Raw genomic sequence first — 26,827 nt, 5'->3', positions numbered from 1 at the left:
GATGCCCTTTGGGGTTCCGGTGCCGGGGCTGAGGTGTCTCCAGGACCTCGATTTCGAATTCGACTCGCCTTGTCCCGGCCCGACTTCGTAGTCGGGTCGGCCAGTTGCTCATTTTCCTCTTGATGGCCCTGGGATTCATCCGGTCGCGGCTACAGCCTGCAGGTTCGCTCAGCAGCTCAGATAGGACGCTCTGATGGAATGCTGGCCTTTCCCGAGGGGGGGAGAGACGCGAAACGCGTCAGCTTGCGGCGAATCACCCGAACTGCGTGCAGGAACGATAAACGATCGGGATCGACATCCCCCTTCAGGGCCGCTTCATGCATCAGGCCGCGGATGGAAAAGTGGGCCATCATCATCCCGTAGAACTCCTGTCTGACCAGGTCAGGCGTCTTGCTTCGAAGGGTTACCTGGCGACCCCGGAGATGGGTCTTCAATTCATCGAACGCACTCTCGATCTCCCATCGCTCGTGATAGAGGGCAGCCAATTCCCTGGCTGGGGCTTTCTCTGGATCGAGGATGGTAGTCGCCAGGCGGTAGATCGGTTCCGCTCCCTCCATCCCCTCCAGGGTGTATTCCACAACGCGGACCCGAATTCCATTCGTGGACTTCTTCCGGTCATACCAATACTCGTAGAAGGTGCTCAGGTAGCTTCCATCCTGCAGTTGCTTCTCCCTGGGCAGGTTCATGTCCTTACGCAGGCGCCAAAGGAGATCAGCCCCGGTTCCTTGGGCCAACTTCCATAGCTTGAAGCAATTGAATCCGCGATCGGCCAGGCAGAGCATCCCTGGTTCGAGCAGGGGTAACACGTCCTCCGCCAAGGCAACCTCTCCGACCTCATAGGAATCTACGCAGCTCCCGAACATCACATGGGTCCCAAGCTCGCAGAGGCAAACAAACCGGACCTTCGGGAATGCGACTTTGCCTCGTGATGACTCTATGGATCCGAAGGCTGCCTCGTTCTCAGCCTCATCTGGAACATCAAGGGTGCTTCCGTCAATGCTCACCAGCCGCCAGTTTCGAAACCAGGCACCCCGTGTCTGAGGCGTCGCGATAGGCTTGACGATCTCGTCGTGAAGCACCTTCATCGGTTCCCAACCAAGCCGAATTCGGGCCTGGGAAATGCTGGATTTGTGGGAGACCTTCGGCTCGACAGCCTTGTCCATCAACCATTGGACGCCTTCCAGCAGGCACCTCAGCACCTCACCGTAGGAAGCCTGCATGAATAACGCGAGAGCGATCACGTAGTAGACGACGACATGGGCGGGGAGGTCCCGTTGCCGCGCACCGGTCTTGCCTGTGCGTTTTAAAACATCGTCAACGTGGGTTCGGGGGAAGGTCTTTGCCACTACCCCCAAGCTCATGTAATCGGTGATCCGACTCCCTGCCGGGAGCGTCGCCGCAGTCCTCGCCATGGTCGCCTCTTCTTGCAACTATAGGCTACCGAGGCGTCTTGGCAAGGCTTGTACCGACAGTATTGTGGCTAGGGTGTGTTCGTAATCTAGGATAGTAATGGCTAATACCCATCCGTGCCGGAGCATGGAGGAGCTGGAATAGTGAGTCTGTGCTGCAGTGCCTGATGGCGCCGCGCATTCGCAGCATCCTATTGGAACGCGGAGGCGCGGAGGATCTCGCTGAGGCTCGCGGAGAAAGGATCAAGCCCACAAGCCCCCTCCACTCGATATCCAGGAAAACCTCCCGCTTCACCTTATGGCCGGCCAGTCTCAGGGAGTGCGCCAGACAGACCTTGTAGGGATCCTCCAGGAGTCCGTGCCCCAGAGCCTTCTGGATCTCGATGGCCTCCCCGATGATGGCCTGGGTGATCTCCTTGTGCGGATGATCCTCCCCGTCGACCTCTCCCCAATGCCTTCCCATCACGCCTCCCGTTGGGACGTGTCATTGGGAGGTGGCAGGTTCCAGGAGCGCTTTCCTCCGCGACCCTCTGCGAGATCCTCCGCGCCTCCGCGTTTCATAGGATCAATGAGGATCCGGAACGCTTGTCACCCTCCGCTCATAGCCTCAGCCAGATCACGATGCAGGCCAAAGCCACCTGGGCTGAGAAACTTCGCGCCGTTTTGTCGAACCTGGCGGCCAGCGCCCTGAACTGTTTGAACTTGGCGAACCCATGCTCGATGGCATGGCGGGCCTTGTATAGGTGTGCGTCCCAGGCCGCCGGATTCTTGCGCCGGGGATGAGGTGGGATGACGACTGTCGCACCCATGGCCTCGATCGCCTTCCTTACCGGGTTCCCATCGTAGGCCCGATCTCCGGACACGTACTCTGCCTGCCAACCGCACAGCAATCCTTCAGCAGACCGGCTTTCATGGGCTTGCCCCGGAGTGACCAGGAAATCCAAAGGATTACCGTGGGCATCGCAGATCAAATGGATCTTGGTCGAGCATCCACCCCGAGATCGTCCGAGCGCCTGGTTCCAGAGCCCCCCCTTTTGCCTGCTGAAGGTTGATGAGCGCGAAGGATGGTGCCATCCAGCATGACCCACTCCAGGTCGGCTTCCTTGCGCAGGAACTCCAGGATCCTTTGCCACACGCCGCGCTTGGTCCAGGCCTCAAATCGCGTGTACACGCTTGTCCAAGGTCCAGATTCCTCCGGCAGGTCCCTCCACGGCGCCCCAGTCCTGTGCCTCCACAGGATCGCCTCCACCATGGGACGGTTGGGGTGACGGGATCGCCCCATCCCTCCACGCTCTGGCGGAAGGAGCGGTTCAAGCTTTGCCCACATGGCATCGGTCAGGAAACGTCTCGGCATCGTTACCCCAGGAAAATTCGTGGTGTACGAGCCTTTACGTATGAGTACAAGTTAACTAATTATCTAATCTCTAGATTCCGAACACAGCCTAATCCACCGTCTTGAGGAGGCGCTTCTCGGCCAGGCGGAGCCAGTGCTCGGCGGCCAGGACGCCCTCGCCGTGGTGCAGGCGCTGGAAGTGGCCGAGGACGTGGCGGAGGGTGCGGGGGATGGCGGGGGCGAAGCAGGGCTTGCCCCGGCGCACCACCTGGTAGCCGAAGGTCCCGAGGGCCTTCAGGTTGCGCTGGAGGCCGCTGAGGTTCAGCTCCTCCCACAGGAGGGTCTCGCTCCAGCCCAGCTCGTCCATGGCGCCGCGGACGAGGATGCCCTGGGCCTCGGGGGACCAGTCCCAGTAGCCGTCGAAGAGGATGGAGGCCAGGTCGTAGGTGGCCGCGCCCTTGCGCGCGTCCTGGAAGTCCAGGGTCACGAGGCGGTCGCCCCGCACCATGAGGTTGCGCACGTGGAAGTCCCGGTGGGCCAGGCTGTGGCTGCGGGAATCGAGGCCGCGGTGGACCTCGTCCATGAAGCGGTCCAGCCACAGGGGCGGGTCCTTCTGGAGGAAGTCGCCGAAGAAGTGATCGCGGCAGAAGGCCCATTCGAACTCGAACTTCGCCAGGTCGAAGCGGCGCAGCATGAAGAACGCCCGCGGGGGCGCGCCCTCGGTGAGGAGGCCCAGCCATGTGCCGAGGAGGGAGGCGACTTGGGCGGCCCAGGCGCCCTCTTCCTCCGGGTGCTCGGTGAGCCGCTTTTCCAGGGTGGTGTCGCCCAGGTCCTCCACGAGCATGGCGCGCAGTTCGTCGTCGTGCTGGATGGTGGTGGGCACCCGGACGACGGGGTCCAGGTAGGCCTGGAGGGCCCGGTACTCGAAGTAGGGGTCCTCGTTGCCCGAAGGGTCGGCCGGGGGCGGGTACAGGACGACGAGGGCCGTGCCCAGCTGGGGGTGCTGGACCCGGAAGTACTGCCGCAGGCCGGCGTCGCCGGAGAGGGGGACGGGGTTCCTGCACCCCCAGCGGTCGAGGACGGTCTGGAGCACGGCGTTCATGGATACAGTCTATAGCGCCAGCCGCACAAGGTTACCCCCTTCCTCGAACCAGAAGGCGTCCCGGTCCCGCACGGCGGGCGGAACCCGGGCCCCCGGCCCCAGGACGCAGCGGGTCAGTACGGCAGGAGGTTCGGCCGTTGGGTGGACGTACGAGCCGGGGATCCGCCCCTCCGCCTCCGGGGCCACGCGGCCGGCGGCCTCGATGAGCTGGTCGGGGGAGCCGATCTCCCAGAAGGGGAAGGGCTCCACCACGATGCCGAAGGCCCGGTCCAGGTGGGGGAGCACGTGGGCCTTGGTGTCGGCGGGGCCCTCGTCGGGCAGGAGGGCCAGGGCCCGGGGGCCCCAGAGGGCGGGGCCGCAGAAGTGGTAGGGTCCCTCGCCCGTCTCGCCCGGCGGGAGGATGCGGCCCTCCCGGGAAAGCCAGACCGGGTTCCAGGGGCCGCCGGGGTGGGGCACGAGGAGCCAGCTGAGGTCCGCGCCCAGGGCCCGGTGGGCCTCCAGGAAGCGGGCCCAGGGGGGATCGGCCAGGATGTCCCCGTTCCAGACGGCCAGCGGATCGGCAGCCCGTCCCCGGGCGTGGCGCAGGCCGCCGGCGGAGCCCAGCAGGGTGGGTTCCTCGAACACCTCCACGTCCGCCTCCGCCGCGGCGGCGCGGAGGGGCCCGGGCAGGTGGTGGGCGTTGCAGGCCAGGCGGACCAGGCCCGCGCGCCGCAGGCTGTCGGCCCCGTGGGCGAGGACGGAGCGTCCCTTGAGGGGCCAGGCGGGTTTGGGCAGGGCCCTGGACAGGGGGCCCATGCGCGTGCCCAGGCCCGCGGCCAGGATGAAGCCCTCAATCGTCTCCGGCATGGTCCTCCTCGGGCAGGGGCTTGAGGAGGAACTTGCGGGGGGCCATGCCCCGCATCTCCAGCACCCGGATGCGCCATCCGGCGGTGCGCAGCTCGTCCCCGGCGCGGAGGATCCGCCCCAGGCGCTCCTGGAAGAACCCGCCGAGGCTCACGGAGCCCGCCTCCGCCTCGAGGCGGAGGCCCAGGTGGTCCTCGAGCTCCTCCAGGGCGACGTTGCCCTGGGCGAGCCAGGCGCCGCTCCGGGTCCGCCGGAGGTTGACCACCTCCCGGTCGAACTCGTCCTGGATCTCGCCGACCAGCTCCTCCAGCACGTCCTCCAGGGTCACGAGGCCGTCGACGCCGCCGTGCTCGTTCACCACGAGGGCCAGGTGCTGCTGGCGCTTCTGGAAGTCCAGCAGCAGGTCCTGGATCAGGCGCATCTCGGGGACGAGGAAGGCCGGGCGCGCCACGGACCGCAGGTCCAGGTCCTCGCCCCGCTCGTTGAGGGCCCAGAGCAGGTCCCGCAGGTGGATGACGCCGAGCACGTGGTCCAGGTCCCCGTCCACGAGGGGGAGCCGGGTGTTGGGGCAGGTGCGCGCGAGGGCGAGGTTCTCCCCGAGGCTCCGCTGGACGTCGAAGCAGGCCACCTGGGTCCGGGGGACCGCCACCTCCTTCACGGTGCGGCGGGAGAAGTCGAAGAGGTTGCCGATGAGCTCCTTGCGGCTGATCTTCATGCCGCTGCGGCTGAGCATCCTGCGCAGCTCCTCCTCGGTCGGGGCGGACTCCTCGGGTTCGGCGGGCATGTGCAGGGCGCGCTCGAGGCCGTGGGTGAGGCCGGTCAGGAGGCGGGTGACGGGGTAGATGGCCCTGGACCACATCAGGAGGGGGCCCGCCGTCCGCAGGGCCCAGGCCTGCGCGTTCCGGATGGCCACGCCCCGGGGCAGGAGCTCGGCGAGGACCACCTGCAGGAGGGTGATGAGGACGATCCCGAGGACGGTGCCCGCGATCCAGCCGGCCCGCGGCCACGGGGTGAGCCCGAAGAGGTGGCGGAAGGCCTTCACGAACACGTCCTCGCCGACGGCGCCGAGGCTGATGGTGAGCAGGGTGATGGCCACCTGGATGCTGGAGAGGTGGCGGTCCAGGTTCCGGTGCACCTCCAGGGCCCCCGCGGCGCGCGGGTCCTCGTCGAGGAGGCCCTCGAGCTGGGTGCTGCGCACGCGCACGGCGGCGAACTCCGCGACCACGAAGAAGGCCGTGGCCAGGATGAGCAGGGGCGTGGCGATCAGGGCGCCTGGATTCATGATCAGCGCGAGACGGACTTGGCCAGGTCCATGGCCTGCCGGGCCTTGGCTTCCAGCTCCGTGAGGACGGCGTTGATGGTGTCGAGGCGGGCGTCGCGGCCGTGGACGAGGTCGGCCAGTTCGGCCTTCTCGCGCTCGACGGCGGCGACCCGGTCCTTCAGGGCCTCGATCTCGGCGCCCAGGGCCCCGAGCTGGCCGTCGCGGGCGTCGATGCCGGCCATGAGCTCCATGCGCTGGGCCTCGTGGGCGGTCTCGGAGGCGTCGGCCTGGGCCTCCAGGCGGGACACGGCGGCCTCCAGGGAGCCGCGCAGCTCGCGCAGGCGCTCCAGCTCCTCGGCGGCGTCGCGGGAGGCCCCTTCCAGGAGGGCGACCTTCTCCTGGAGGAGGAGGGTCTCGGCCCCCTGGCCCTGCAGGGCCTCGTCCTGGCGGTCGCGCTCCTCCCGGAGGCGGTTCCGCTCCTCCACGAGGTTGTGGATGGTGAGGTCCTGGAAGCTGACCTGGTCCTGGGCGGAGGCCAGCTCGGCCTCCAACGTCTTCAGCCGTTCGGCCTGGGCGCCCGTCTCGGCGGCCTGGGCCTCCCGCTCCGCGAGGCGGGCTTCGAGTTCCTCCAGGCGCCGCTCCAGGTCCCCGGCGCGGCCCTCGGCCCCGGCGGCCCGGGCCTCGTGGGCGGCGCCGTGCTCCCGGGCCTCGGCCAGGGCGGCCTCCAGGGCCTGGACCTGTCCGGCCCCGGCCTCGGCCTCCTCCAGCCGCGCCTGGAGCTGGCCATGGGCCTCCTCCAGGTCCTTCAGGCGCTCCTGGGCCACGTCCTGGGCGGCCTGCAGGGTCTCCAGGGAGAGGGTCTTCTCGGCGAGGGCCTCCTGGGATTCGTCCAGCTGCTCCACGAGGCGCTTCTGCTCGTCGAGGGCGTCCTGGAGGTCCTCCCGGAGCCGTTCGGCCTCCCGTTCCAGGCCCTCGGCGCGCTCCCGGTGGGTCTCGGAGGCCTGGAGGCCGAGCTGGGCCTCGTCCAGGTTGCGGGTCACGGCCGCGCTGGCCTGGCGCAGGGCCTCGATCTCCTCGTCCTTGCGGGCCGCCTCGTCGAAGTGGTGGGCCAGCTTCTGCTCCAGATCCTTGACCCGCCAGATGAGCAGCTCGACTTCGCCTTCGTTGCGGGCGGGGGGGACGGGCGCCGACCAGCCTGGGGCGGGGGCGATGGCCTGGGGGGCGGCCGGGGTCGCCGGGGCGGGCGCGGGGGCGGCGGGCAGCTCCAGCTCGCTCCGGAGGCTCTCCAGCCACTCCTCGCCCAGGTCGACACCGGCCAGGTCGCCCAGCGGGTTGTCCGGATCCACCTCCCGCATGGGCACCAGGTCCGCCAGGGCCGGGATGAGGAGGCTGGAGACGATGGGCTTGTGGAGGTAGAGGTCGGCCCTGCCCTTGGTCTGGCGGTGGCGGGCGTATTCCTCCTCGGAGGCCTTGGCGCTGATCAGGGCGATCTTCAGGTCCCCCGGGGGCGGGGTGCGGCGGATGGCCAGGCAGAGGCCGTAGCCCTTGTTGTCGCTGGTCTCGACGCAGAGGAGGACCGCGCCGTACTCGCCGGATTCCAGCTGGGTGAGGGCCCCTTCCGTGGTGAACAGGAAGTCCACCTCGAACGCCGCCTCCAACTGGGCCTTGTGATCCTGGATGAATCTCCTATCGCTGTCCACCACGAGGAGACGCTTGCCCATGTGCGATCCTTGGAAATGCCACTCTAAGATAGCGCCTATGTAAAAAAACTGCCGGGAAAGATTCCCGGCAGTCGCGTCGGAAGGCGAAGCCCTAGCGCGGGGGGATGGCCAGGGTGATGGCGCCGCCCCGGTGGGCCTTGACGAGCAGGAGCAGGGGCTTCTTCCCGCCGGCCTTCTTCACTTCGGCGTTGAACTGGGCCAGGTCCTCCACGTCCCTGGGGCCGACGGCGGTGATGACGAGGCCGGGGGCGAGGCCCTTGTCGGCCGCGCCGGAGCGGGTGGCCACGTAGGTGACGACGACGCCCTTGACGTCGTTGGGGATGCCGAACTGGTGGCGGTTGGCGGGGCTCAGGGCCTCCACGGTGAAGCCGTAGGACTTCTCCAGGTTCAGGGTCTTCTCGCCGCCCTTGGAGTCGTTCTCGGGGGCGGGGGCGCTCTCCTCCTCGTCGGCGTCGCCCTTCTGGAGGTCGCGGCGGTCGCCCAGGACGACCTTGATGTCCTTGAACTTGCCTTCCCGCCAGACGGTGACGGTGACGGACTCCCCGGCGCGGCGGCCCGCGATGGCGGCCACCAGCTCATCGCCGCTGCGGATCTTCTGGCCGTCCACGCCCGTGATCACGTCCAGGCGCTGGATGCCGGCCTTGTCCGCGGGGGTGCCCCGGTCCACGTTGGAAACGACGGCGCCCTCCTTGATGCCCAGGCTTGACTGGAACTCGGCGTCCATGGGCCGGGTGCCGACGCCCAGGTAGCCACGGCTGACGGGCTTGCCGGACTTCAGGTCGGGGATGATGCGCTTGATCATGTTCACCGGCACCGCGAAGCCGATGTTCTGGCCGTCGGGGCGGATCGCGGTGTTGATGCCGATGACCTCGCCCCGCAGGTTGAGCAGGGGGCCGCCGGAGTTGCCGCGGTTGATGGCGGCGTCGGTCTGGATGAAGGACTCGAGGCCGGGCCCCGTCAGCTGGCGGCCCTTGGCGGAGATGATGCCCTGGGTGACCGTGTGCTCCAGGCCCAGGGGGTTGCCGATGGCCACCACCCACTCGCCGATGCGCATGGCGTCGCTGTCGCCGAGCTTGGCGTAGGGCAGGTGCTTGGCGTCGATCTTGATGAGGGCGATGTCCAGTTCCTTGTCCTTGCCCAGGATCGTGGCCTTGAAGGAGCGCCCGTCGGAGGTCTTCACCTCGATCTGGGTGTCGGAGCCGCGCACGCCGTCGATGACGTGGTTGTTGGTGAGGATCTCGCCGTCGGGGCTGATGATGACGCCGGAGCCGGCGCCCTGGACCCGCTGCTCCTCCTCCTGGGGGGCGCGCTGGCCGGGGCGCTGGGGCCCGAAGAACCAGTTGAAGAAATCGTCGCCGAAGGGGTTCTCGCCGCCGCGCCCGCGGGTCTTGACGAAGCTCGTGTTGGTGATGGAGACGACGGTGGGGTTGAGCTTGTCGGCCACCTCCGCGATGGGGGGGAGGCGGTCGAGACCCTTGGCGTCCACCGTCACGGGCTGCTCTTCCTGGGCCTTGGCCACCCAGTGGTAGCTGAGACCCATGCCTACGGCCATGCAGGCGCCGGCGAAGGCGGACAGCATGAAGAGTTGCTTGATGTGACGTTTCATAGATGGTCCTCGCGAAAGGTGCCCTGCCCGGGCCGGGAAGCGGGATTACGGATACTGGATGTTCAAAAACTGCAATAGGTTCCTGCGAGCGGGGGAGCCGCGGCACCTAGTATAGACGGGGAAAAAACCGGAGCGTTTAACGGAAGGACCGGGGGTCCGCCCATTCAGGCTTTCCAAACCGGCCCGGCCAGGGTATTCTGTCCAGTCCAACGGCGGATGTAGCTCAGTTGGTTAGAGTACTGGATTGTGATTCCAGGTGTCGTGGGTTCGAGTCCCATCATCCGCCCCAGATCGAAGGCCCCGCGACGCGGGGCCTTTTCCATGCGAGGCCCGCGGGGGTCAGGGGACGAAGGCCCGCCGGAGGATCTCCTCGGCCGCCATGCCGGCCTCGGCCTGGTGGCGGGCCGTGGCGAGGCAGAGGCCCACGTTGTGGCCCAGGCCGTGGCCCTCCAGCCGGAGGGACCCGTCGGGGAGGAGTTGGGCGGCGCAGGCGTTGCTGGGCCAGGTGGCCCAGCCGAAGGACCGGCCGGCTGCGAGCCGGAGGTCCTCCACGGGGTAGGGGCCGCTGGGCCCCAGGCGGAGGCCCCGCTGCCCGGGGGCGAGGCCGGGCCGGACCTGGCGCTTGAGGGCCTGGACCTGGGCGGGGGTGAGGCTGCGGGTCCAGGCGGCCCAGGGATCGCCGGGAACGGCGGCTCCGGGGGGCGCGTCCACCGGCCCGCGGCCCCACACGGCCGCGGGGGCGAGGGAGACCCCGCCCTGGGAGGCGCAGAACCAGATCCAGCCCGGTTCCGCCCGGGGGGCGGCGGCCGCCGATTCCCGGGCCTCCGGGGAGCCCGGGCCCCGGATCACGGCGCAGTGGGTGAGGGGGCAGAGGCTGCCGTCGGGGTGGTTGCCCCCCGGATGGGCCGCGAGCCAGGCGCCGAGCACGGCCGCCAGGGCGCGGCGGGCCTCGGCGGGCGCCCCGGGGCCCAGCTCCCCGTCCACGGCGGCGGCGATCCAGGCGGAGGCGGGCACCTTCCAGGCCACCCGCCAGCTCCTGCCCGCTGGTTCGATGCGCACCTCCCCCTCCAGGCGCGCCACGGGCGCCCCGGGGCCGAAGGTGACGCCTTCCCGCCAGGTGCGGGGCGGGCCGGGCCGGAGGGGTGCTCCGTTGACCGTCAGGTCCCGGGGGAAGCGATCGACAGGCCATACAACCGTAACCCGGGCCTCGGGGCGGTCCTCCCGCCAGCCGGGGGCTTCCGGGGGGGCGGCCGGCCGATGGGAGGGGGGCGGCATCCCCGCCAGCCAGGCCCGCAGGTACGCGTAGGCCCAGGCCTGGGCCCGGGTGGTCCCCCTGGCGAGGGCCTGGTCCAGGGCCGCCTGGTCCGCCCCCTCCGGGGGCGCGGGCCAGACGGCGGGAGGCGCGGCCTGGGTTTCGGCGGCCAGGCAGCGGGCCTCCTCCTCCCAGGGGCGGAGCCCCGCCCCGGCGAGGCGGCGGTGGACCAGTTCGTGGCGGAGGAGGGCGCCCAGGTCGCGGCGCTGGAGCTGGGCCAGGGGCCGCAGGTGGAGGGTGGCGCCCACCCAGAGGGCGGCCCGCTGGGGCGGGGCCCCCGTGGCGGCCTCGAAGGCGCCGGGGCGGGTGTGGAGCTGGACGGTCCAGGTGCCGGCGGGCCAGGGGCCCCAGGCCCGGGTCCCCTCGGCCGCGGCGGCCAGGGGCGCCCGGAGGCGGGCCTCCCCGTCCGGGTCCCCGGCGAAGACGGGCGGGGGATCCCCCGCTGCGAGCGCGTCGGCCACCGCCCGGAAGCGGGCCAGGCCCTCCGCCTTTCCCCGGCCCTCCGGAAGGCGGAGGACGAGGATCCGCCCTTCCCGGACGCCGGCCGCCCAGGCCCAGGTCCGCTGGGGGTCCGTCACCGCGGCCGCGGTGCCCGTCTTCACCCACCCGCCCCCGGCGTCGGCCAGGAGCCCGGCGGCCTGGGACCGCAGGCCGCCCTGGGCGGCGAGCCAGGCCGCGAAGGCCGCGGGGCTGGTGCGCAGCAGGGTGCCGGTGCCGATCCAGGCGGGGCCCAGGGGGCCGGCGGGGGGTTCCCGCGGGCCGAGGAAGGGGCGGAAATCCGCCGCCAGGGCGCTCCGGGCGGCGGAGGGGCCCTGCCGGGCTTCGGCCCGGGCCAGGTCGGCCCGGGCCCAGGCGAGGAAGGCGAGGTTGCAGCTGGCCTGGGCCGCGGCGGCCAGGTCCACGGGCCCGTGCCCCTCCCGGTTCCAGCAGGGGAGGCCGTCCCAGTGGCCATCGCAGCGGAAGGTGACGGCCCGGGCCGCCCAGTCGGGCCCGGACCGGGCCAGCCAGACCAGTTTCGCCAGGCTGCCCATGGGGGTCTCCCGGCCGGCCTCGCCCCAGACCCGGACGGGGCCCTCCGCCTCCGCCACCGCGAGGCCCTCCCCGGGCAGGAGGCGCGGCTCGCCGGCGCCGAGGCGGGCGGCGAGGGCCAGACCCGCGAGAAGCCCGAGCCTCATGGGTCCACGCCGCCGGGGCCCAGGACCTGCCCGCCCCTGAAGGGCGGACGGCCTTGGCGGCGGCGGGCGATCCGCGCCCGGTCCGGGTGGGCGCGCATCACTCCTCCACGTCCACCGTGCCCAGGACCACGGGGCCGGCCCCGGGGAGCAGGAGTTTCCGGAAGGACCACCGGCGTTCCCGCTCGGTGCCCGCGTCCAGGACGGCCTCCACGGTGATCAGGCCGGGCTTGCCGCCGCGCCAGACGCCGGTCCAGCGCAGGGTGTACGTGCCCGCGGGCGGGTGGGGGTGGGTGTAGCGGTTCCATTCGGCCATGCCGCCCGAGGCCGTGCGGCGGTAGGAGGCCGCCAGGGCCCCCCCGGGTTCCACCACCTCCAGGGTGCCGCCGGGGCTGTCCCCGTCGGCCGCCTGCTGGACCACGAGCCGGGCCCGGCCCGAGGCCGCCCACCAGGTCCGGACGAGGCGCTGGCCCGAGGCGGGCTCGAGGATCTCCAGCCGGTTCTCGCCGCCCAGGCAGGTGAGGCGTTCTTCCAGGGGGTAGCCGACCCGGATGAAGCGCCGCCGCTCCTCCCCGTTGAACCAGAGGATGACGGTGCGGTCCCGCCAGGCGTTCCGGGCGCGGCGGGCTTCCCAGGCGCGCTCCCGGGCCTCCCAGCGGGCCCGGCGCTGGACCTCCGTTTCCGCGGCGCCGCCCTCGTCCATGGGGTCGTCCTCGTCGGGCGCGTCATCCCAGGCGGCGGCGCCCTCCCGGGGGGGCTCGGGGTCGTTGGGGTCCACGACCTTCAGGCGGAGGGTGACGACGGAGGCGTCCATCCAGCCGCCGAGGCCGGGGGACACCTCCAGGCGCCAGGCGGACGGGTCGGGGCGGTAGGGGGGCGGCGCCGCCGCCAGGGCGGCGCAGGCGACGACGGCGAACAGGGCGGGCTTCACTGGGCACCTCCTTCGCGCACCGCGAGGTCCGCGCCGTCGCAGGTGACCCACTGGCCTTCGCTGGACATCAGGCTGAGGCGGGCCGGGCGGATGCGGTAGGTCCCGGCCATGCCGGCCCGCAGCAGGATGCGGACCCGCTGGGGGCTCCAGGGGTAGAACTTCTGCCAGAGGAAGGTCACCCGGTCCGGGTGGACCTCCACCCGGGGCTTGTCCCACCAGGCGTCGCTGGCGTCGGCGTTGGAGAAGGGCCGGCCCTCCAGGACGAAGCCCTCCAGCTTCACGCTGGGGACGAGCCCGGCGGGGATGGGGACCTCCAGGAGGGCGTAGCTGGCCTCGTGGTCACCCCCGGCCTCCAGTTCCATCCAGGCCTCGTCCCCCACCGCCAGCTTCCCGGTCCAGGGCCGGCGGACCCAGCCCCTGCGGGCGTTCCCGGTGGCCTGGGGGGAGGAGAGGGCCCAGAGGCCCCGCTTCAGGGAGAGGCGCGCCGCCCCCGAGGCGTTGGCGGCCTGCGGGGGCCTCGCGCTGCCGGGCACCTGGTAGGCGTACGTCCACACCAGGACGCCCCGGCCGGACCCGGTCAGGCGCAGGGGCTTCGGGGCCTCCATCGGCAGGAAACCGGGGCGGGGCTCCCGGGAGCCCCAGCGCCGCGGCCGGGGCGCCTCGGCGCTGGAGAAGTCCCAGGCGGGCCCGCCGTCCACGGCGGCCTTCAGGTCGCCGCCGGACCACGTCAGCGGGCGGGTCCGGGCGATCAGGGGAAGGAGGTCCAGCACCTGGGCGGTGTTCCAGGTGGACTCCCAGCCGTAGCCCTGGAAGCGCGTGGCCAGGAAGGCCTCGCCCCGGGGGATGAGGGGCGACGCGGGCCGGCCTTCCAGGAGGGCCTTGAGGGCCGCCACGGTGGGGAAGACGTCGCCGGAGCTCCACTCCAGCCAGGTCCTGCGGTTCCCCTCCCAGTGGGCGAGGCCGCCCTGGGCCTGGGCGGACTGCTCGAGGCGGTCCAGCAGGGCCCCGGCGCGGGGGTGGCGGGAGGCGACGGCGGCCTGGGCCGCCAGCGCGGCGACGTGGGCGCCCGCCCATTTGCCGGCGAGCACCTTGGCGGCGGTGGCCTCCACGAGGCCGGCGACAGGCTCCCCGGTCCGGGCGAGGGCCTGGAGGAGGAAGGCCGCGTCCCCGGCGGGATCCGCCGACTCCCCCCGCTCGGGGACGGCGCCCGGGGCGAGGGCGTCGGCCCGCCGGGCACATTCGCGGAAGAGGCTGAAGGCGGCCTGGACGCCGCGGCCGTAGACCGCGTCGTCCACGGGGTAGCCCAGGGCCCGCATGGCCGCGAAGCTCTGGAGGGCGTAGCCCGTGGTGTGCGGATTGGCCTGGAGGCCGAAGTCATGGGGCGCGTACCAGCCCCAGCCCCCGTTCGCCATCTGGTAGCCGTAGACCCGGAACACCCCGTCCCGGATGTTGCGGTCCAGGTCCACCAGCTGTTTCCAGTCCACCGCGGGCATGGCGCCCTTCTTGACGAGGGCGGCCACCTGGAGGTTGGGCATGAAGCTGGAGAGGGTCTGCTCCACGCAGCCGTAGGGGTAGGCGATGAGGTAGGGGAGGCTGGGCAGGCAGAGCTGCTCGAGGCTCCGCACGGGGGTCACCACGAGGCTGGTCTCCCCGGTCGCGCCCGGGGGCACGGGGATATCCACCGCGGCGGACCCGCCCTGGAGCTGGAGGAAGCCGCTGACGCTGGCGGGCACGAGGGGATCGGCCACGGCCACGGTGCGGCGCTCGGCGTCCTTGAGGCCCCCGCCCTCCACCCGCGCGGTGACGGTGAGGGGGCCCCTGGCGGCCGTCGAGAGGGGCAGGCTCAGCCGGTGCTCGCCCTGGTCCTGGAGGTCGAAGCCGGTGGAGGTGGTCCCGCCCAGTCGCCCATTGGTCACTTCCAGCCAGAGCCTGCCCTGGAGGGGTTTCCCGCTGAGGTTGCGCACCTGGGCCACGGCCCGGGCCTCCTCGCCCAGGGACAGGGTCCGGGGCAGGGTGAGGCTCACCTGGAGGGGCTTGGAGGCGGTCCGCTTGTCCCGGCCCACCCCCGCGCGCGTGTCGGCGGTGACGGCCGTCGCGGTGGCGCGCCACGCCGTGAGGTTGTCGGGGAGGACCAGCTGGGTGGAGGCGCGCCCGTCGGATCCGGCCGCGAGGAAGGGGACCCAGTGGGCCGTGTCCTTGAAGTTCTGGCGGACCTTGTCGGCGTCGTCGCTCTTGAACTCGCCGCGGCGGGTCTGGCGCAGGGCCCACACCGGGCGCTGGCGGCGGAGGATGTCCCAGAAGCTCCATTCCGTGCTTCCGGTGCGCAGGACGGCGTGGTGGCGGGTGGGGTTGAAGAACCGGACGATGTCGGGATGGAATTCGGGGCTGAGGGCGTAGATGGCCTCGTCCACCACGCCGACGCTGAGGTCGGCGGCGGCGGGCCGCCCCTGGTGGTCCTTGACCTGGACGGCGAGCTTCATGGGCTGGCCGGGCTGGTAGGCGTCGCGGTCCGCCTTCACCTCCACCTGGAGGCGGCGGTCGGCGCGGGGGGCGCGGATGGGCACCTCGGCCAGCTGGCGGCGGCCCTCGGACACGATCTCGAACACGGCCCAGGCGTTGGGCTGGAGCTCGGGCGTCACGGGGACCTCCACGACCGCGGTGGTCCCCTCGATCCGGCGCGCGTGGTGGCGCGCGAGGCCTTCGTGCTCCACGGTCCAGTGGAGGGTGAGGCGGGGACTGGGCAGGCGCACCAGGATCCGGGCCGTCTCGCCCGCCTGGTACAGGGTCTTGTCGGCGGAGGCGCGCAGGTCGGGGACGGCGGGCAGGGGGGTGCCTTCGGCGGCGACGGTGACCATGCACTGGGCCGTGATCCGGCGGCCCTTGGAATCGAGGGCCTCCGCCACCACGAGGTAGGCGCCGCCCTCGGCGATCGTCAGGGCGGAACGGGGGCCGCGCGCGGAGGCCACGGTCTCCCCCGGCTTGAGGGCCGAGGTCCGGGCCCACCAGTCGCGGCTCTCCTTTTCGGCCACGATGCGCGCGGCGCGGAGGGAGATGTCCACGGCGCGGAGTTCGCGGCCCTCGAGGTCGACGGCCCTGGCCGTGGCCTGGAAGGGCCTGCCGGGCGCCGCCACGGCGCGGTCCGTGCCCACGAAGAGCACCATGTCGCCCGCGGAGGCGCGCACCTGGGCGCTGCCGGAGTTCTGCTGCCCGCTTCCGTCCGTCACCTTGACGACGAAGCGGTACAGGCCGTCCTCGGCGGCCTTGAAGACGGGGCTGGCGGCGCCGCCGTCCTCGTCCAGCTCCAGCTGGCCGCTCTCCATGAGCTCGGGGGCGGGGCCCTCGTCCTCCTCGGGGGTCCACCAGCCCTGGGCGCGGGGCACGACGCGGTAGAGGAACCAGTCCGCCTTGGCCTTGCGGACGGCGGCGCCGTAGAAATAGCGGGCCGCGACCTTGAAGGCCATGGGATCGTCGAGGCCCACCTTGGGGGCGTCGGCGGTGACCGCCACGGCGAAGGCGGGCTTCACGAACTGCTCCACCTTGAATTCGGCCTGGGCGGGCCCCTGCGGGCCCTGGAAGACCCAGCGGTAGGCCCCCAGGCGCCCCTGGCCGGGGAGGACGACGCTGGCGCCGAAGGTGCAGGTCTCGGCGCTGAGGAGGCGGGCGCGCCCCTCGGCCACCTTGGTGTCCTCGGGGTCGAGCACGGTGTAGGGGAGCTCGGCCACGCCCCTGGGAACCCGGTTCTCCCCGCCCTCGACGGTGCGGAGGACGGCCTTCACGAAGACCTCCTGGCCGGGCCGGTACAGGGGGCGCTCCGTGTAGGCGTAGAGGCGCTGGCGCACGGCGGCGGAGCCCTGGCCCTCGCTGGCCAGGAGGGCCAGGTTGCGCCCGGCCTGGGCCAGGACCACCCGGCGCACGCCCGGACTGGCCTGCGTCTGGGCCTCCCCGTCCCCGCCGAAGGGGAGGGGACGGGCCTGGGCGCCCTCGAAGAGGCGGCCCTGCACGCCCGGGTAGGGGGCGCCGTCCCGGGCGCTCACGGCCCGGACCTGGAGGCTGGCGCCGTCCTGGGCGCCCAGCAGGGCCAGGTCGGTGACGAGCCAGGGCACGTAGGCGGCGTCGCCGTCCCGCAGGATCTCCACCAGGTAGACGCCGGCCTCCTGGGCCGGGAGCTCGATGCGGCTCAGGTGGCCCTCCTCGCGCTCGCCGCCGCCGTCCGCGCGCTTGGGGCTGCGGGCGATCTCCTCCGTCACCCGGGGGACCACCTCGGACACGAAGGTCAGGCCGGGCCTGCCCGCGAGGGGCACCGCCGCGCCCTCCCGGGGCTCCGTGGCGGACTGCAGGGGGGGGCGCAGGGTTCCCGCGCCCCGGGCGGCGTCCCGCAGCGCGCGGGAGGCGGTGCGGTGGACGGTGACGAAGGCCCGGCGCCCGCCCCAGAGGAAGGCCTCCCGGAGGACGTCGAGGGGATCGAGGCCGGCGCGGCTGCCCTCCAGGGCGGGATCGCCGGCGGGGGTGGCCAGGAGGCGCGCGAGGAAGGCGGGGGGATCGTCCACCCGGTGGAGGCGGAGGCGCACGTCGGTGGGGATGGGGCCCGAGGCCTCGAGCCAGGCGGCCTGACCCGGCAGGGCGGGCCGGGGCACCGCGAAGGCGCCGGTCCAGCCGCGCTCGCGCCAGGGGGCCTCCGGGGCGCGGGAGGAGGAATTGAGCATCCCCCCCAGGAGCAGGGCCGCGGACATCAGGAGCACGGAGGTGGACCAGCGCATCACAGCACCTTTCAGGGAGTCGGGTCGGCCAGCACCTTCCAGCGGTAGACACCGAGGAAGGCGGGGTTCTCGGGCACGGGGCGGAACGTGCCGTCGGGGTGGTGGAGCAGCTCGTCGAGGCGGACGCGGCGCACCTCGCCCTCCGCGCTGCCCTCGGGTCCGGTGTGGTAGAGGAGCACGGGCTGGCCGTCCACGTCGGGGCGCACGAAGGCCATGGCGTGGTCCGGCGTCGCGCGGGGGCCGCCCCGGGCGAAGAAGACGAGGTCGCCGGGGCGGGCGGCGGCGGTGTCGCGGCCCAGGTCCACGCAGGCGAGGCGCCGAAGGTACGCGCCCTTGGCGAAGGCGTTCCACCCGTCGGGGGTGGGGAAGGCCTGGGCCCAGGGGCCGGCCAGCTCCCGGGCGGGGTCGCCGCCCACGGGGGATCCGGGGAAGCCGGTGCGGGCGCGCCAGGCCTCGGTGTGCGGGGCCCAGGCCTCCCGGAAGGCGAAGCGGAGCAGGCCCGCGCAGTCGCGCTGGGCGGGCTCCCACGCCGGGCTCGGGCCGTCCAGCTGGGCCTCCAGGATCGCCACGAACCAGCGCCGGAAGGCGTCCCGGTCGCCCTGGTCCGCGCGGGCCGCGGGCATGGCGCCGGGATCGGCGGAGGGCGTCAGCGCCACGTCCCGCCGGAAACCGGGCCAGGCGGAGATCCGCACGCGGCCGGGGGCGGTCGGCGCCGCGAAGAAGCCCTCGCGGGCGCCGCCCCAGGCGGGCACGTCCCCGCCGGCGGAGGCGAACCAGGCCGTCCGGGCCAGGCCCAGGAGGGACCGGCTCTCCAGCCGGATGCGCTGGACCGGGTTGCCCTCGGCGCGCTCCACGCGCACCCGGTGGCGCACGGGCGCGAGGAGGGCGGCGGCGGCCAGGACCGCGCCCGCGGCGGCGAGGGCGCGCTTCATCGCGGCGTCGCCTCGAATCCGCCCGCGGTGAGCTCGATCTGGACCTCCCGGCGGCCCAGGGCCTTCACGGCTCCCAGGAAGGGCCCGAAGGTGGAGGCCACCTCCGCGGCGGCCTCGTCCCCGGAAGGCTCGGGCTCGCCCATCCACCAGTAGCCCCCGCCGCGGTTGGCCCGAAGGTAGGCCAGCAGCAGGACCTCCAGGTCCCGGGCCGCCCGGGGCCCGTCGAGCTCCGCGCGGCCGTAGGCGCGGGACGGGGCGTCCGCCAGGCTCGGGGCCTGGCCCAGGATGCCCGCCAGCATGGCCTTGGCGGCCTCGTCGTCGGTGGCCAGCACCAGCACGTCCCCGGCCAGGGCCCAGGAGGGCCGGAAGGCCTGGTCCGTGAGCACCCGGTGCAGGGGGACGCCCTGGGCGTAGTCCCTGGTCTGCTGCCGCCCCTTGAAGAGCCGCGGCCACAGCTTCGCCACGGCCTCCCGGACCTCGCCCCCGCGGCCCGCCTTCACGGGGAGCCCCAGGGCCAGGGCCGGCGCGAGCCCGGGCTCCAGGAACCCGCCGTACACGTCCACCTGCCGGTGGGCCAACAGGTCCGCGGCCTTCCGGGGATCCGTCTTCCGCAGGCGCTGGAAGTCCGCGAGGGCGGCGCGCTGGGCGGCCGTGAGGGGCTCCGGCGCGGTCCAGCCGTTCCAGAGGAAGGCGGCGCCGCGCAGGTCCAGAAGGCCTAGCAGGGCGCCGAGCTCCTTCTGGAGGCCGCTCCGGTCCTGGCGCCGCCGGGCCAGGGCGTCCCGCTCGCGCTCCCAGGCCTGGCGCTGCGAAGCCTGGACGGGCAGGTTGCCTTCGGGCAGGGGGGAGAGGGCGGGCATGCCGTCCTGGTCGAAGCGCAGCGCGGCCTGGAGCAGGGCCTCCGTGGGCCCCGCGCCCAGGGCCGCGGACAGGGCGCCGGTGCGGGGCGCGGCCTTGGCGATGCCCGGGTTGGCCCAGGTGGGCTGGTCCGCGCCCAGGAGCCGGCGGCGCAGCATGGCCCGCTCGAAGGCGGCCCCGGCCCCGAGGCGGGGCAGCACCCAGAGGGAGGCCTCGGTGCCGGGGCGGAGGCCGGCCAGGGCCACGCCGCACCAGGCCTGGCGCTCGGCGAGGGTGACCAGGGGGGAGGGGAAGGCCACGGCCCGCAGGGGGGCCTCCCGGTCGCAGATCCAGGTGCCCCCGGGCCCCGCGAGCAGGTGCAGGACGCCGCCCGCCCCGCGGACCTGGGTGACCTGGGCCTTGCCGCCCCGGCCGTCCTCCCAGGTGACGGTCCGGGAGCGGGCGCCGACGGTGGTGGGATTCAACTTCAGGAGGCCGAGGGCCAGGGAAACCCGGCCGGGCAGGTCGCCGGGAAGGAACACGAGGGTGCCCTCGGCGGGGGCGAAGCCCCGGGCCAGGCCGTAGTGGAGGATCCAGGCCTCCCGGTCGGCCAGGCCCTCGAGACCGCCCTTGTCCAGCCAGGGCCCCAGGTGGCGGAGGAGGAAGCCGGCCCGGGTGCCCTGGGCCAGGGCGGCGGGCAGGCCCTCGCTTCCGCCCGCCAGATCCCTCAGGCGCTGGAGCCCCGGCCGGAGGTGGGCGAGGCGCAGGAGGGCCGTGGGCGCGGGCGCGCCCTCCAGCGCGGGGGGCAGGGCGCCGCCGGCTTTGCCGGGCAGGAGGGCGGCTGAGGGGATCCACTGGAAGCGCCAGGCGGCCCCCTCCAGGTGGAGGCCCAGGCCCTGGGTCCAGGGCCGCTCCAGGCGGGAAGCGGGCTCCAGGTAGAGGAAGGGCTCCCGGTCCGGGAAGCGGTAGCCGTGCCGGTAGAGGTAGAGGGCCACTTCGTCCCGGCAGGCGTCCTTGCGCAGGCCCCGGGGGCCCCAGTCGGCCAGGGGGCGGGTGCCCAGCACCACGAGGGCCGCCCGCCGGTTCCGGGCGTCGCCCGTGGCCAGCTGGTCCAGGAGGGTGGCGTTCTGCGCCTCGTAGCCCGCCCCCATGAAGGGGGTGGCGTCCCAGAGGGGGTTCCCCTGGAGGTCGCGCTTCTGGAGGCGCCAGGTCTTGACCACGTCCCAGGCCCAGGCGCGGACCTGGGGCGCGTCCAGGGAGGGCTGGGCCAGCAGCGGCAGGACGACTGCCGCCGCGAACAGCGCGCGAACGTGACCCATCACGGTTTCCTCCAGGTTGCTGCCGACATCCTAACAGTGTGTGCGGCCAGGGAGGCGCCTCGTTCCCACCCGGCGGGCGGGGACGCCGGCCCAGATTTCCCCGGGCCCCACCCGGGTGCCCTTGGACAAGACCGAGCCGGCGGCCAGGATGGACCCGTCCCCCAGGACGCACCCGGGGAAGATCACCGCCATCAGGCCCACGGTCACGTTCCGGCCGATGACCACGGGGGCCGCGTGGAGGCGGCCCCGCTCGGCCACGTGGGCCACCAGGGTCACGTCGCCGCCGATGACGGTGTCGTCCCCGATGGAAATGAGGTTCTGGTCCGCCACCACGGCCGTGTTGATCTGGACCCGCTTCCCGATGCGCATGCCCATGAGGCGGTGGAAGGCCGGCAGGAGCGGCGTCAGCCGGATCCAGTGGACGAAGGTGAAGCGCAGGAAGAGGGTGAGGGCGTTGTAGCTGGCCCAGCGCCAGCCCTGCCAGCTCAGGTAGCTGTAGGTGCCCACCGGGGTCCCGGCGGCGAAGGTGATCCAACGGGCCAGGGGGAGCAGGACCAGGAGGGCCGCGCCGAAGACGAACCAGGCCGCGCCCAGGGCGAGGCCCAGTCCCAGGAGGCGCAGGTCCCCCCGCAGGGGCAGGTCCAGGCTCCATTCGATCACCTTGAGCGCCGGGAACGCCGCCAGGCCGAAGATCGCCGCGGCCTCCACGAAGAGGGCCCCCGTGAGCAGGACCTGGATGGGGGTGAGGAACCGCTTACGCCAGCCCGGCTGGTTCATGCGTGGCCTCCTGGAGGAATGCCCCAGTGTAGGCCGGCGGACGGTCAGATGCGGTACTTGGCCACCTTGGCCGCGAGGTTCTCGGCGACCCCGGCCAGCCCGTTGGCGGCGCCGGCGGCCTCGTCGACCCGCTCGGCGATCTGCCGGGAGGTGGCCCGGTTGTCCTCGATGCCGGCCTCCGTGGCCTCCACCTGGCGCTGGACCTCGTCCCGGGTGTGGATGCCGTCGGCCATGGCGGTGGCGATGCGCTCGGCGGACCCCGCCAGGGAGGCGATGTGCTCGCCGATGGCGCGCAGGGCCGCGACGTTCTGGTCCACCGCCTCGGCGCCCTGGAGGACGACGAGGTCCACGTCCTCGATGGTGGCCTGGATCTCGCGGGTGGACTGGGCGCTGCGCTCCGCCAGCTTCCGGACCTCCTCGGCGACCACGGCGAAGCCCTTGCCCTGGGCCCCCGCCTTGGCGGCCTCGATGGCGGCGTTCAGGCTGAGGAGGTTGGTCTGGCGCGCGATGTCCTGGATGACCGCCACGGCCTTGGCCATGCGCGCCGTGGAGCCCCGGATGGCCTCCATGGCGCGGGCGGCGGCCTCGCCCGAGCTGATGCCGCTGTGCGAGGCGGTCACGGCCTCGCCGGTGCGGGCGCGGGAGTCCTCCACCCCCGCCTCCACGTCGCCGATGATGCGGGCCAGCTTGTCCATGGACCGCGCGACCGCGGCCATGCTGGCGCTCTGGGCCTCGCCGCCCTGGGCGATCTCCCGGGAGGCGGCGCGCATGTCCTCGAGGGTCGAGCTGATGCGCAGGGAGCCCCCGGCCACCGATTCGGAGTCCTCCACGAGGCCCTGGAACACGGTCTGGAACTGCTCGTTGCTGGCGTTGTAGGCGCGGCCCAGGTCCCCGATCTCGTCGTCGGTCCCCGCGTCGATCCGGCAGGTCAGGTCCTTCCGGAGGATGCCGTCCAGCACCGCCTTCACCGGCCGGGTGAGGCGCGCCTTGACGATGGCGTTGAACACGAAGCCCACGGTCACGGACCCGGCGATGCCGATGGCCACCGTGATGAGGCGGATGCGCCAGAGGAAGTCCGTCACGTCCTGGTCGGCCATGGCCGCCGAGATCCGCCAGCCCCACGCCGCGTAAGGCCGGTCCTGGACCCGCCAGTCGAGGCCCTCCGCCCGCGCCCCGCCCAGGGCGGCGGCCACGGCCGCCGGCGCGCGGTGGGCGGGCCCGAAGAGGACGCGGCCCTCCCGGTCCTGGATGGCCAGGAAGCCCCGGTCCAGGACCTTCATGCGCCCGACCACCTCCGCCAGGTGGCCGAGCGTGGTGATGGGGATGCCCGTGTAGGCCGCGCCCACGACCCGGCCCCCGGCGTCCTTGAGGGGCTGGTACGACGTGATGTAGGGCTGGTCGAGGATGGTCACGAGACCCTGGAAGCCCTCCCCGGCGAGGAGGTGCTGGATGGCCTTGCCCTTGGGGTCCAGGAGGGTGCCCACCGCCCGGGAGCCATCGGGCTTCTTCACGTTGGTGGCGATGCGGATGAAGCTGTCGCCCCGCCGGGTGAAGAGGGTGGCGGTGCCCCCCATGTGGGTGGCCACCTCGTCCACGAGGGCGTTCTGCCCGTGCTGGGACTTGCCGCCCAGGACCAGGTCCGGGGCGGTCTCGGGCCCGACGGTCACGGGACGGCCCGGGGCCGGCGCGCCCAGGCGGCGGATCTCCAGCAGCAGCTCGCCCATGCCGGTGGCCACGCGCTCCGTCATCATGCGGTCCGTGGTGGTGAGGACCAGTTCCACGGTGTCGAGGGCCGACCGGGCCTCCTGGGCCGCGGTGCGCCGCGTGAGGTAGCCGCCGTAGGCCGAGAAGGCCCACGCCGCCGCGAGGGCCGCGGCGAAGGTCATGCCCACGGCGGGCCCCAGGATCTTTCTGGCCAGGGTGGTCGTCATGGGGACTCCCGTAGACGGCAAACCGGATGTGGGGAAGCGTCAGGAAAGCCTGATCCTAGCAGCTCCGGGAGCCTCAGATCATCCAGGCGTCCCCGCCGGCGGAGGCGGCCCGCATCCGCTCGGCCAGGTCGGCCAGCGTGTGGCGGCGCAGGACGGCCTCCATGGCCTCCCCCATCTCCCGCCACACCTCGCGGGTGACGCAGGCGTCGGACCGCTTGCAGCCCTCGGGCCCCGCGTCGCAGTCCACGGGTCGGACGGGCCCCTCCAGGGCCTCCACCACGTCCAGGGCGGTGATGCGGGAGGCCTCCCGGGCCAGTTCCAGCCCGCCGGAGGGGCCGCGCTGGGCCGTCACGAGGCCCGCGGCCTTGAGGCCGCCCACCAGGACGTGGATGTACTTGGCCGGCAGCCCCTGGTTCCGGGCCACGGCCGTCACCTGGACGGGGCCCGCGCCCTCCCGGAGGGCCAGCTCCATCATGATCCGAAGCCCGTAGCGTCCCCGGGTGGAAACCTTCATCGCCGACCTCCCCTCCCAGTATAGGGGGCAAAGGGGTTTGTTCCTATTGTCTATGGAAAAACTTGACAATACGGATCCGCCCCTCCATCCTGGGGTTCCTGGGCCACCGCCCCGAAAGGAGACCTGACATGCCCCGTCCCAACCGTGTCGACCATGCCTACGAACTCATCGGGCAGACGCCCGTCGTCCGCCTGAACCGCCTCGCCGAGCCGGGCAGCGCCACCATCTGGCTCAAGCTGGAGAGCGCCAACCCCGGCGGCAGCGTCAAGGACCGCATCGCCCTCTCCATGATCGAGGACGCCGAGGCCAAGGGCACCCTGAAGCCCGGCATGGAGCTCCTCGAGGCCACCAGCGGCAACACCGGCGTGGGCCTGGCCTTCGTCGCCGCCGCCAAGGGCTACCCCATCACCCTCGTCATGCCGGACACGATGACGCTGGAGCGCCGGGCCATCCTCAAGGCCTACGGGGCCACCCTCGTCCTGACCCCCGGCCCCCTGGGCATGAAGGGCGCCGTCGAGAAGGCCGAGGAGCTGGCCGCGGCCGATCCCCGCTACTGGGTGGTGCGGCAGTTCGACAACCCCGCCAACCCCGCCGTCCACCGCCGCACCACGGCCCTGGAGATCCTGGAGCAGGTGCCCGAGCTGGACGCCTTCGTGGCGGGCATCGGCACCGGCGGAACCATCACCGGCGTGGGCGAGGTCCTGGCCGAGAAGAAGCCCGGCACCCTCGTCGTGGCCGTGGAGCCCGTGGACTCCCCCCTGCTCACCCAGGGCAAGGCGGGTCCCCACAAGCTCCAGGGCCTGGGCGCCAATTTCGTCCCCACCATCCTGAACCGCCAGGCCTTCCAGCGCGTCGAGGACGTGGGCTACGAGGACGCCATCGCCACCGCGCGGCGGCTGACCCGGGAGGAGGGGGTCTTCACCGGCATCAGCACCGGCGCCATCGTGTTCACCGCCCTGAAGGTGGCCCGCGAGCTGGGCGAGGGCAAGACCGTGGTGGCCGTCGTCTGCGACACCGGCGAGCGCTACCTCAGCCACCCGCTCTTCGCCGAGGCCTGAGCCCGCGCGCCGTCCCGGGGGGCCCTTCCGCTGCGCGGGGGGGGCCCCCGGTGCTATGGTGTTGCAACCCGGTCCCGGGGGTGGGGGCCGCGGCGCGGGCGAGGTGGGGATGCTGGTCGAGGAGGCCGTCCAATTCCTGTCCCAGGTGCCCCCCTTCCAGTTCCTGGAGCGGGGCGAGCTGGAGGACCTGGCCCGCCACCTCGACCTGGTCTTCCATCCCCGGGGCGCCGTCATCCTGGAGCAGGGCGGGGCCACCGCCGACGCCCTGCCCATCATCCGGGAGGGCGCCGTCAAGATCACCCTCCGGGGCGGGGACGCCGGAGAGGAGCGCCTCGTCGACACCCGGGAGCGGGGGGAGACCTTCGGTCTCGTGTCCCTCCTGGGCGGGCGCCAGAAGACGACCATCGTGGCCCTGGAGGACACCCTCGTCTACCGGCTGCCCCGGGCCCGGCTCAACGCGCTGATGGCCTCGCACCCGGCCGTCACCGAGTACCTCCTGGCCTTCCACCTGGCCAAGTACGCGGGCGTCGCCGCGCGGGAGATGCAGGGGCGCAGCCCCTTCCTGGGGGGGAGCGACCGCCTCCTCTTCACGGCGACCCTGGGGGAGATCGCCCGGGCCGGCGCCGTCACGGTGCCGCCCGGGGCCCCGGTGCGGGAGGCGGCGCGGCGCATCACCGAGGCGCGGGGGAGCGCGGCCTTCGTCCTGGGCCCGGGTGGCGAACCCGTGGGCATCGTCACCGATTCGGACCTGCGGGCCCGGGTCGTGGCCGGCGGCGCCTCCCCCGAGGCGCCCGTGGCGGACATCATGAGCCGGCCCGTCGTGGCCATGGACGCGGGCGCCCCGGCCTTCGAGGCGGTGCTCGCCATGCTCCAGGCCGGCATCCACCACGTGGCCGTGACCCGGGACGGGGCCCTCGCCGGCGTGGTGTCGAACCACGACTTCATGGTGCTCCAGGGCCGGAGCCCCCTCGCCTTCTCCGAGGACATCGAGGGGCAGGCCACCCTGGAGGGCCTCGCCCCCGTCGCGCGCAAGGCCCTGGGCGTGGTCTCCTCCCTCCTGCGGGAGGGGGCGCGGGCCACGGCCGTGGTGCGGATCCTCTCCGAGCTCAACGACCGCGTGACGCGCAAGGTGCTGGCCCTCGCCGAGCGGGAGCTGGGCCCGGCCCCCGTGCCCTGGTGCTGGCTGGCCCTGGGCAGCGAGGGCCGGAAGGAGCAGACCTTCCGCACGGACCAGGACAACGCCCTCCTCTACGAGGACCCGCCCGCGGCGGACCGGGACCGGGTGGAGGCCCACTTCGCCGCGCTGGCCGGGCGCATGCGGGACGGACTGGTGGCCTGCGGCTTCGAGCCCTGCCCCGCCGGCTGCATGGCCGTGAACCCCGACTGGCGCCGCCCGCGCAGCGCCTGGGAGGCCCTCCTCGAGGCCTGGGTGTCGGAGCCCAGCCCCCAGGCCGTGCTCCGGGCCCTCATCTTCCTCGACTTCCGGCCCCTGGCCGGGGACGCGGACCTGGCCTGGGGCCTGCGGTCCCACCTGGACGCGTGCATCCGGGAACAGCCGGCCTTCCTGGGCTTCCTCGCCGCCGCGCTGGTGCGGAACCGGCCGCCCATCGGGTTCTTCGGAAACGTCTCCGTTGAACGCACCGGCGAGCACAAGGCCGGCCTCAACCTCAAGGTCCGGGGCCTCGCCCCCCTCGTGGACCTCGCGCGGCTCTTCGCCCTCGAGCAGGGGATCCGCGCCACCTCGACCTGGGAGCGCCTGGAGGCGCTCCGGGACGGGCCGACCCTCGCGGCGGACCGCGTCGACGAGCTCCAGCAGGCCTTCGAATTCCTCACCCTCCTCCGCACCCACCACCAGGCCCGCCTCCTCGAGGAGGGCCGGCCCGTGGACAATGTGGTGCCCCTCGCGTCCCTCAGCCACCTGGAGCGCACCTCCCTGAAGAACGTCTTCCGCCTGGTCCTGAAGGTCCAGGACGACGTCGCGGAGCGCTACCGGGCCTTCATCGTCTGAGGCGGCG

Annotated in this window: 17 protein-coding genes, 1 tRNA gene and 1 pseudogene; 3 read left to right on the top strand and 16 right to left on the bottom strand. The window is 72.9% G+C overall.

Annotated features, from left to right (window positions below):
• Positions 1-176 precede the first annotated feature (176 nt).
• The 8 genes and pseudogenes from R2J75_RS18155 to R2J75_RS18125 all read right to left on the bottom strand — a co-directional run bounded on the left by R2J75_RS18155 (position 177) and on the right by R2J75_RS18125 (position 9,275).
• Positions 177-1,412 carry an IS4 family transposase gene (locus R2J75_RS18155; RefSeq protein ID WP_316410748.1) on the bottom strand — a complete coding sequence of 412 codons (1,236 nt, stop codon included), beginning with the start codon at positions 1,410-1,412 and terminating at the stop codon, positions 177-179.
• 25 nt (positions 1,413-1,437) lie between these two features.
• Positions 1,438-1,872, bottom strand: coding sequence for a GxxExxY protein (locus R2J75_RS20015; RefSeq protein WP_394365862.1), 435 nt, complete (start codon positions 1,870-1,872; stop codon positions 1,438-1,440).
• Between the two features lie 139 nt (positions 1,873-2,011).
• Positions 2,012-2,736, bottom strand: a pseudogene (locus tag R2J75_RS18150) (IS5 family transposase); the annotation flags it as partial.
• A gap of 115 nt (positions 2,737-2,851) precedes the next feature.
• A complete protein-coding gene (locus R2J75_RS18145) occupies positions 2,852-3,844 on the bottom strand; it encodes a phosphotransferase (RefSeq protein ID WP_243334591.1) in 993 nt (330 codons plus the stop codon).
• A gap of 9 nt (positions 3,845-3,853) precedes the next feature.
• The gene (locus tag R2J75_RS18140; protein WP_316410747.1) at positions 3,854-4,690 is read right to left on the bottom strand and encodes an NTP transferase domain-containing protein; all 837 of its coding nucleotides are present in this window, start codon (positions 4,688-4,690) and stop codon (positions 3,854-3,856) included.
• On the bottom strand, positions 4,674-5,969 hold the full coding sequence (locus tag R2J75_RS18135) for a hemolysin family protein (RefSeq protein WP_243334589.1): 1,296 nt from the start codon (positions 5,967-5,969) through the stop codon (positions 4,674-4,676). The genes R2J75_RS18140 and R2J75_RS18135 overlap by 17 nt, the downstream gene beginning before the upstream one ends.
• A gap of 2 nt (positions 5,970-5,971) precedes the next feature.
• The gene (locus R2J75_RS18130; protein ID WP_243334588.1) at positions 5,972-7,669 is read right to left on the bottom strand and encodes a hypothetical protein; all 1,698 of its coding nucleotides are present in this window, start codon (positions 7,667-7,669) and stop codon (positions 5,972-5,974) included.
• A 91-nt stretch (positions 7,670-7,760) separates the two neighbouring features.
• On the bottom strand, positions 7,761-9,275 hold the full coding sequence (locus R2J75_RS18125) for a Do family serine endopeptidase (RefSeq protein WP_243334587.1): 1,515 nt from the start codon (positions 9,273-9,275) through the stop codon (positions 7,761-7,763).
• A gap of 212 nt (positions 9,276-9,487) precedes the next feature.
• Here R2J75_RS18125 and R2J75_RS18120 point away from each other — a divergent pair.
• A tRNA-His gene (locus tag R2J75_RS18120) sits at positions 9,488-9,564 on the top strand.
• A 50-nt stretch (positions 9,565-9,614) separates the two neighbouring features.
• Here the strand turns inward: R2J75_RS18120 and R2J75_RS18115 are convergent.
• From R2J75_RS18115 to R2J75_RS18080, 8 genes are all read right to left on the bottom strand, one after another.
• Positions 9,615-11,762: a YML083C domain-containing protein gene (locus tag R2J75_RS18115; RefSeq protein WP_316410746.1), complete on the bottom strand. Its 2,148-nt coding sequence runs from the start codon at positions 11,760-11,762 to the stop codon at positions 9,615-9,617.
• Positions 11,763-11,859: 97 nt separating this feature from the next.
• Complete coding sequence (locus tag R2J75_RS18110; RefSeq protein WP_316410745.1) at positions 11,860-12,690, bottom strand: hypothetical protein; 831 nt, start codon at positions 12,688-12,690, stop codon at positions 11,860-11,862.
• A complete protein-coding gene (locus tag R2J75_RS18105) occupies positions 12,687-17,447 on the bottom strand; it encodes an alpha-2-macroglobulin family protein (protein ID WP_316410744.1) in 4,761 nt (1,586 codons plus the stop codon). Before R2J75_RS18105 ends, R2J75_RS18110 begins: the two co-directional genes overlap by 4 nt.
• Positions 17,448-17,458: 11 nt before the next feature.
• Complete coding sequence (locus R2J75_RS18100) at positions 17,459-18,379, bottom strand: DUF1175 family protein (protein ID WP_316410743.1); 921 nt, start codon at positions 18,377-18,379, stop codon at positions 17,459-17,461.
• The gene (locus R2J75_RS18095; RefSeq protein WP_316410742.1) at positions 18,376-20,532 is read right to left on the bottom strand and encodes a hypothetical protein; all 2,157 of its coding nucleotides are present in this window, start codon (positions 20,530-20,532) and stop codon (positions 18,376-18,378) included. The genes R2J75_RS18100 and R2J75_RS18095 overlap by 4 nt, the downstream gene beginning before the upstream one ends.
• 30 nt (positions 20,533-20,562) lie before the next feature.
• The gene (locus R2J75_RS18090) at positions 20,563-21,309 is read right to left on the bottom strand and encodes a DapH/DapD/GlmU-related protein (protein WP_243334583.1); all 747 of its coding nucleotides are present in this window, start codon (positions 21,307-21,309) and stop codon (positions 20,563-20,565) included.
• Positions 21,310-21,353: 44 nt separating this feature from the next.
• Entirely contained in the window at positions 21,354-23,240 is a 1,887-nt protein-coding gene (locus tag R2J75_RS18085) for a methyl-accepting chemotaxis protein (RefSeq protein WP_243346068.1), read from the bottom strand.
• Between the two features lie 73 nt (positions 23,241-23,313).
• Entirely contained in the window at positions 23,314-23,754 is a 441-nt protein-coding gene (locus tag R2J75_RS18080; protein ID WP_243334579.1) for an RrF2 family transcriptional regulator, read from the bottom strand.
• A gap of 128 nt (positions 23,755-23,882) precedes the next feature.
• On the opposite strand from R2J75_RS18080, the gene cysK reads away from it, so the two are divergent.
• Together cysK and R2J75_RS18070 are read left to right on the top strand one after the other, a co-directional pair.
• A complete protein-coding gene (cysK, locus tag R2J75_RS18075; protein WP_243334578.1) occupies positions 23,883-24,812 on the top strand; it encodes a cysteine synthase A in 930 nt (309 codons plus the stop codon).
• Positions 24,813-24,921: 109 nt separating this feature from the next.
• The gene (locus R2J75_RS18070) at positions 24,922-26,820 is read left to right on the top strand and encodes a DUF294 nucleotidyltransferase-like domain-containing protein (RefSeq protein ID WP_243334575.1); all 1,899 of its coding nucleotides are present in this window, start codon (positions 24,922-24,924) and stop codon (positions 26,818-26,820) included.
• Positions 26,821-26,827 lie beyond the last annotated feature (7 nt).

This window comes from Mesoterricola sediminis (assembly GCF_030295425.1).
GTDB lineage: Bacteria > Acidobacteriota > Holophagae > Holophagales > Holophagaceae > Mesoterricola > Mesoterricola sediminis.
Note: the sequence above shows the minus strand (reverse complement) of the source record. Positions and strands in the feature narration are given on the sequence as shown.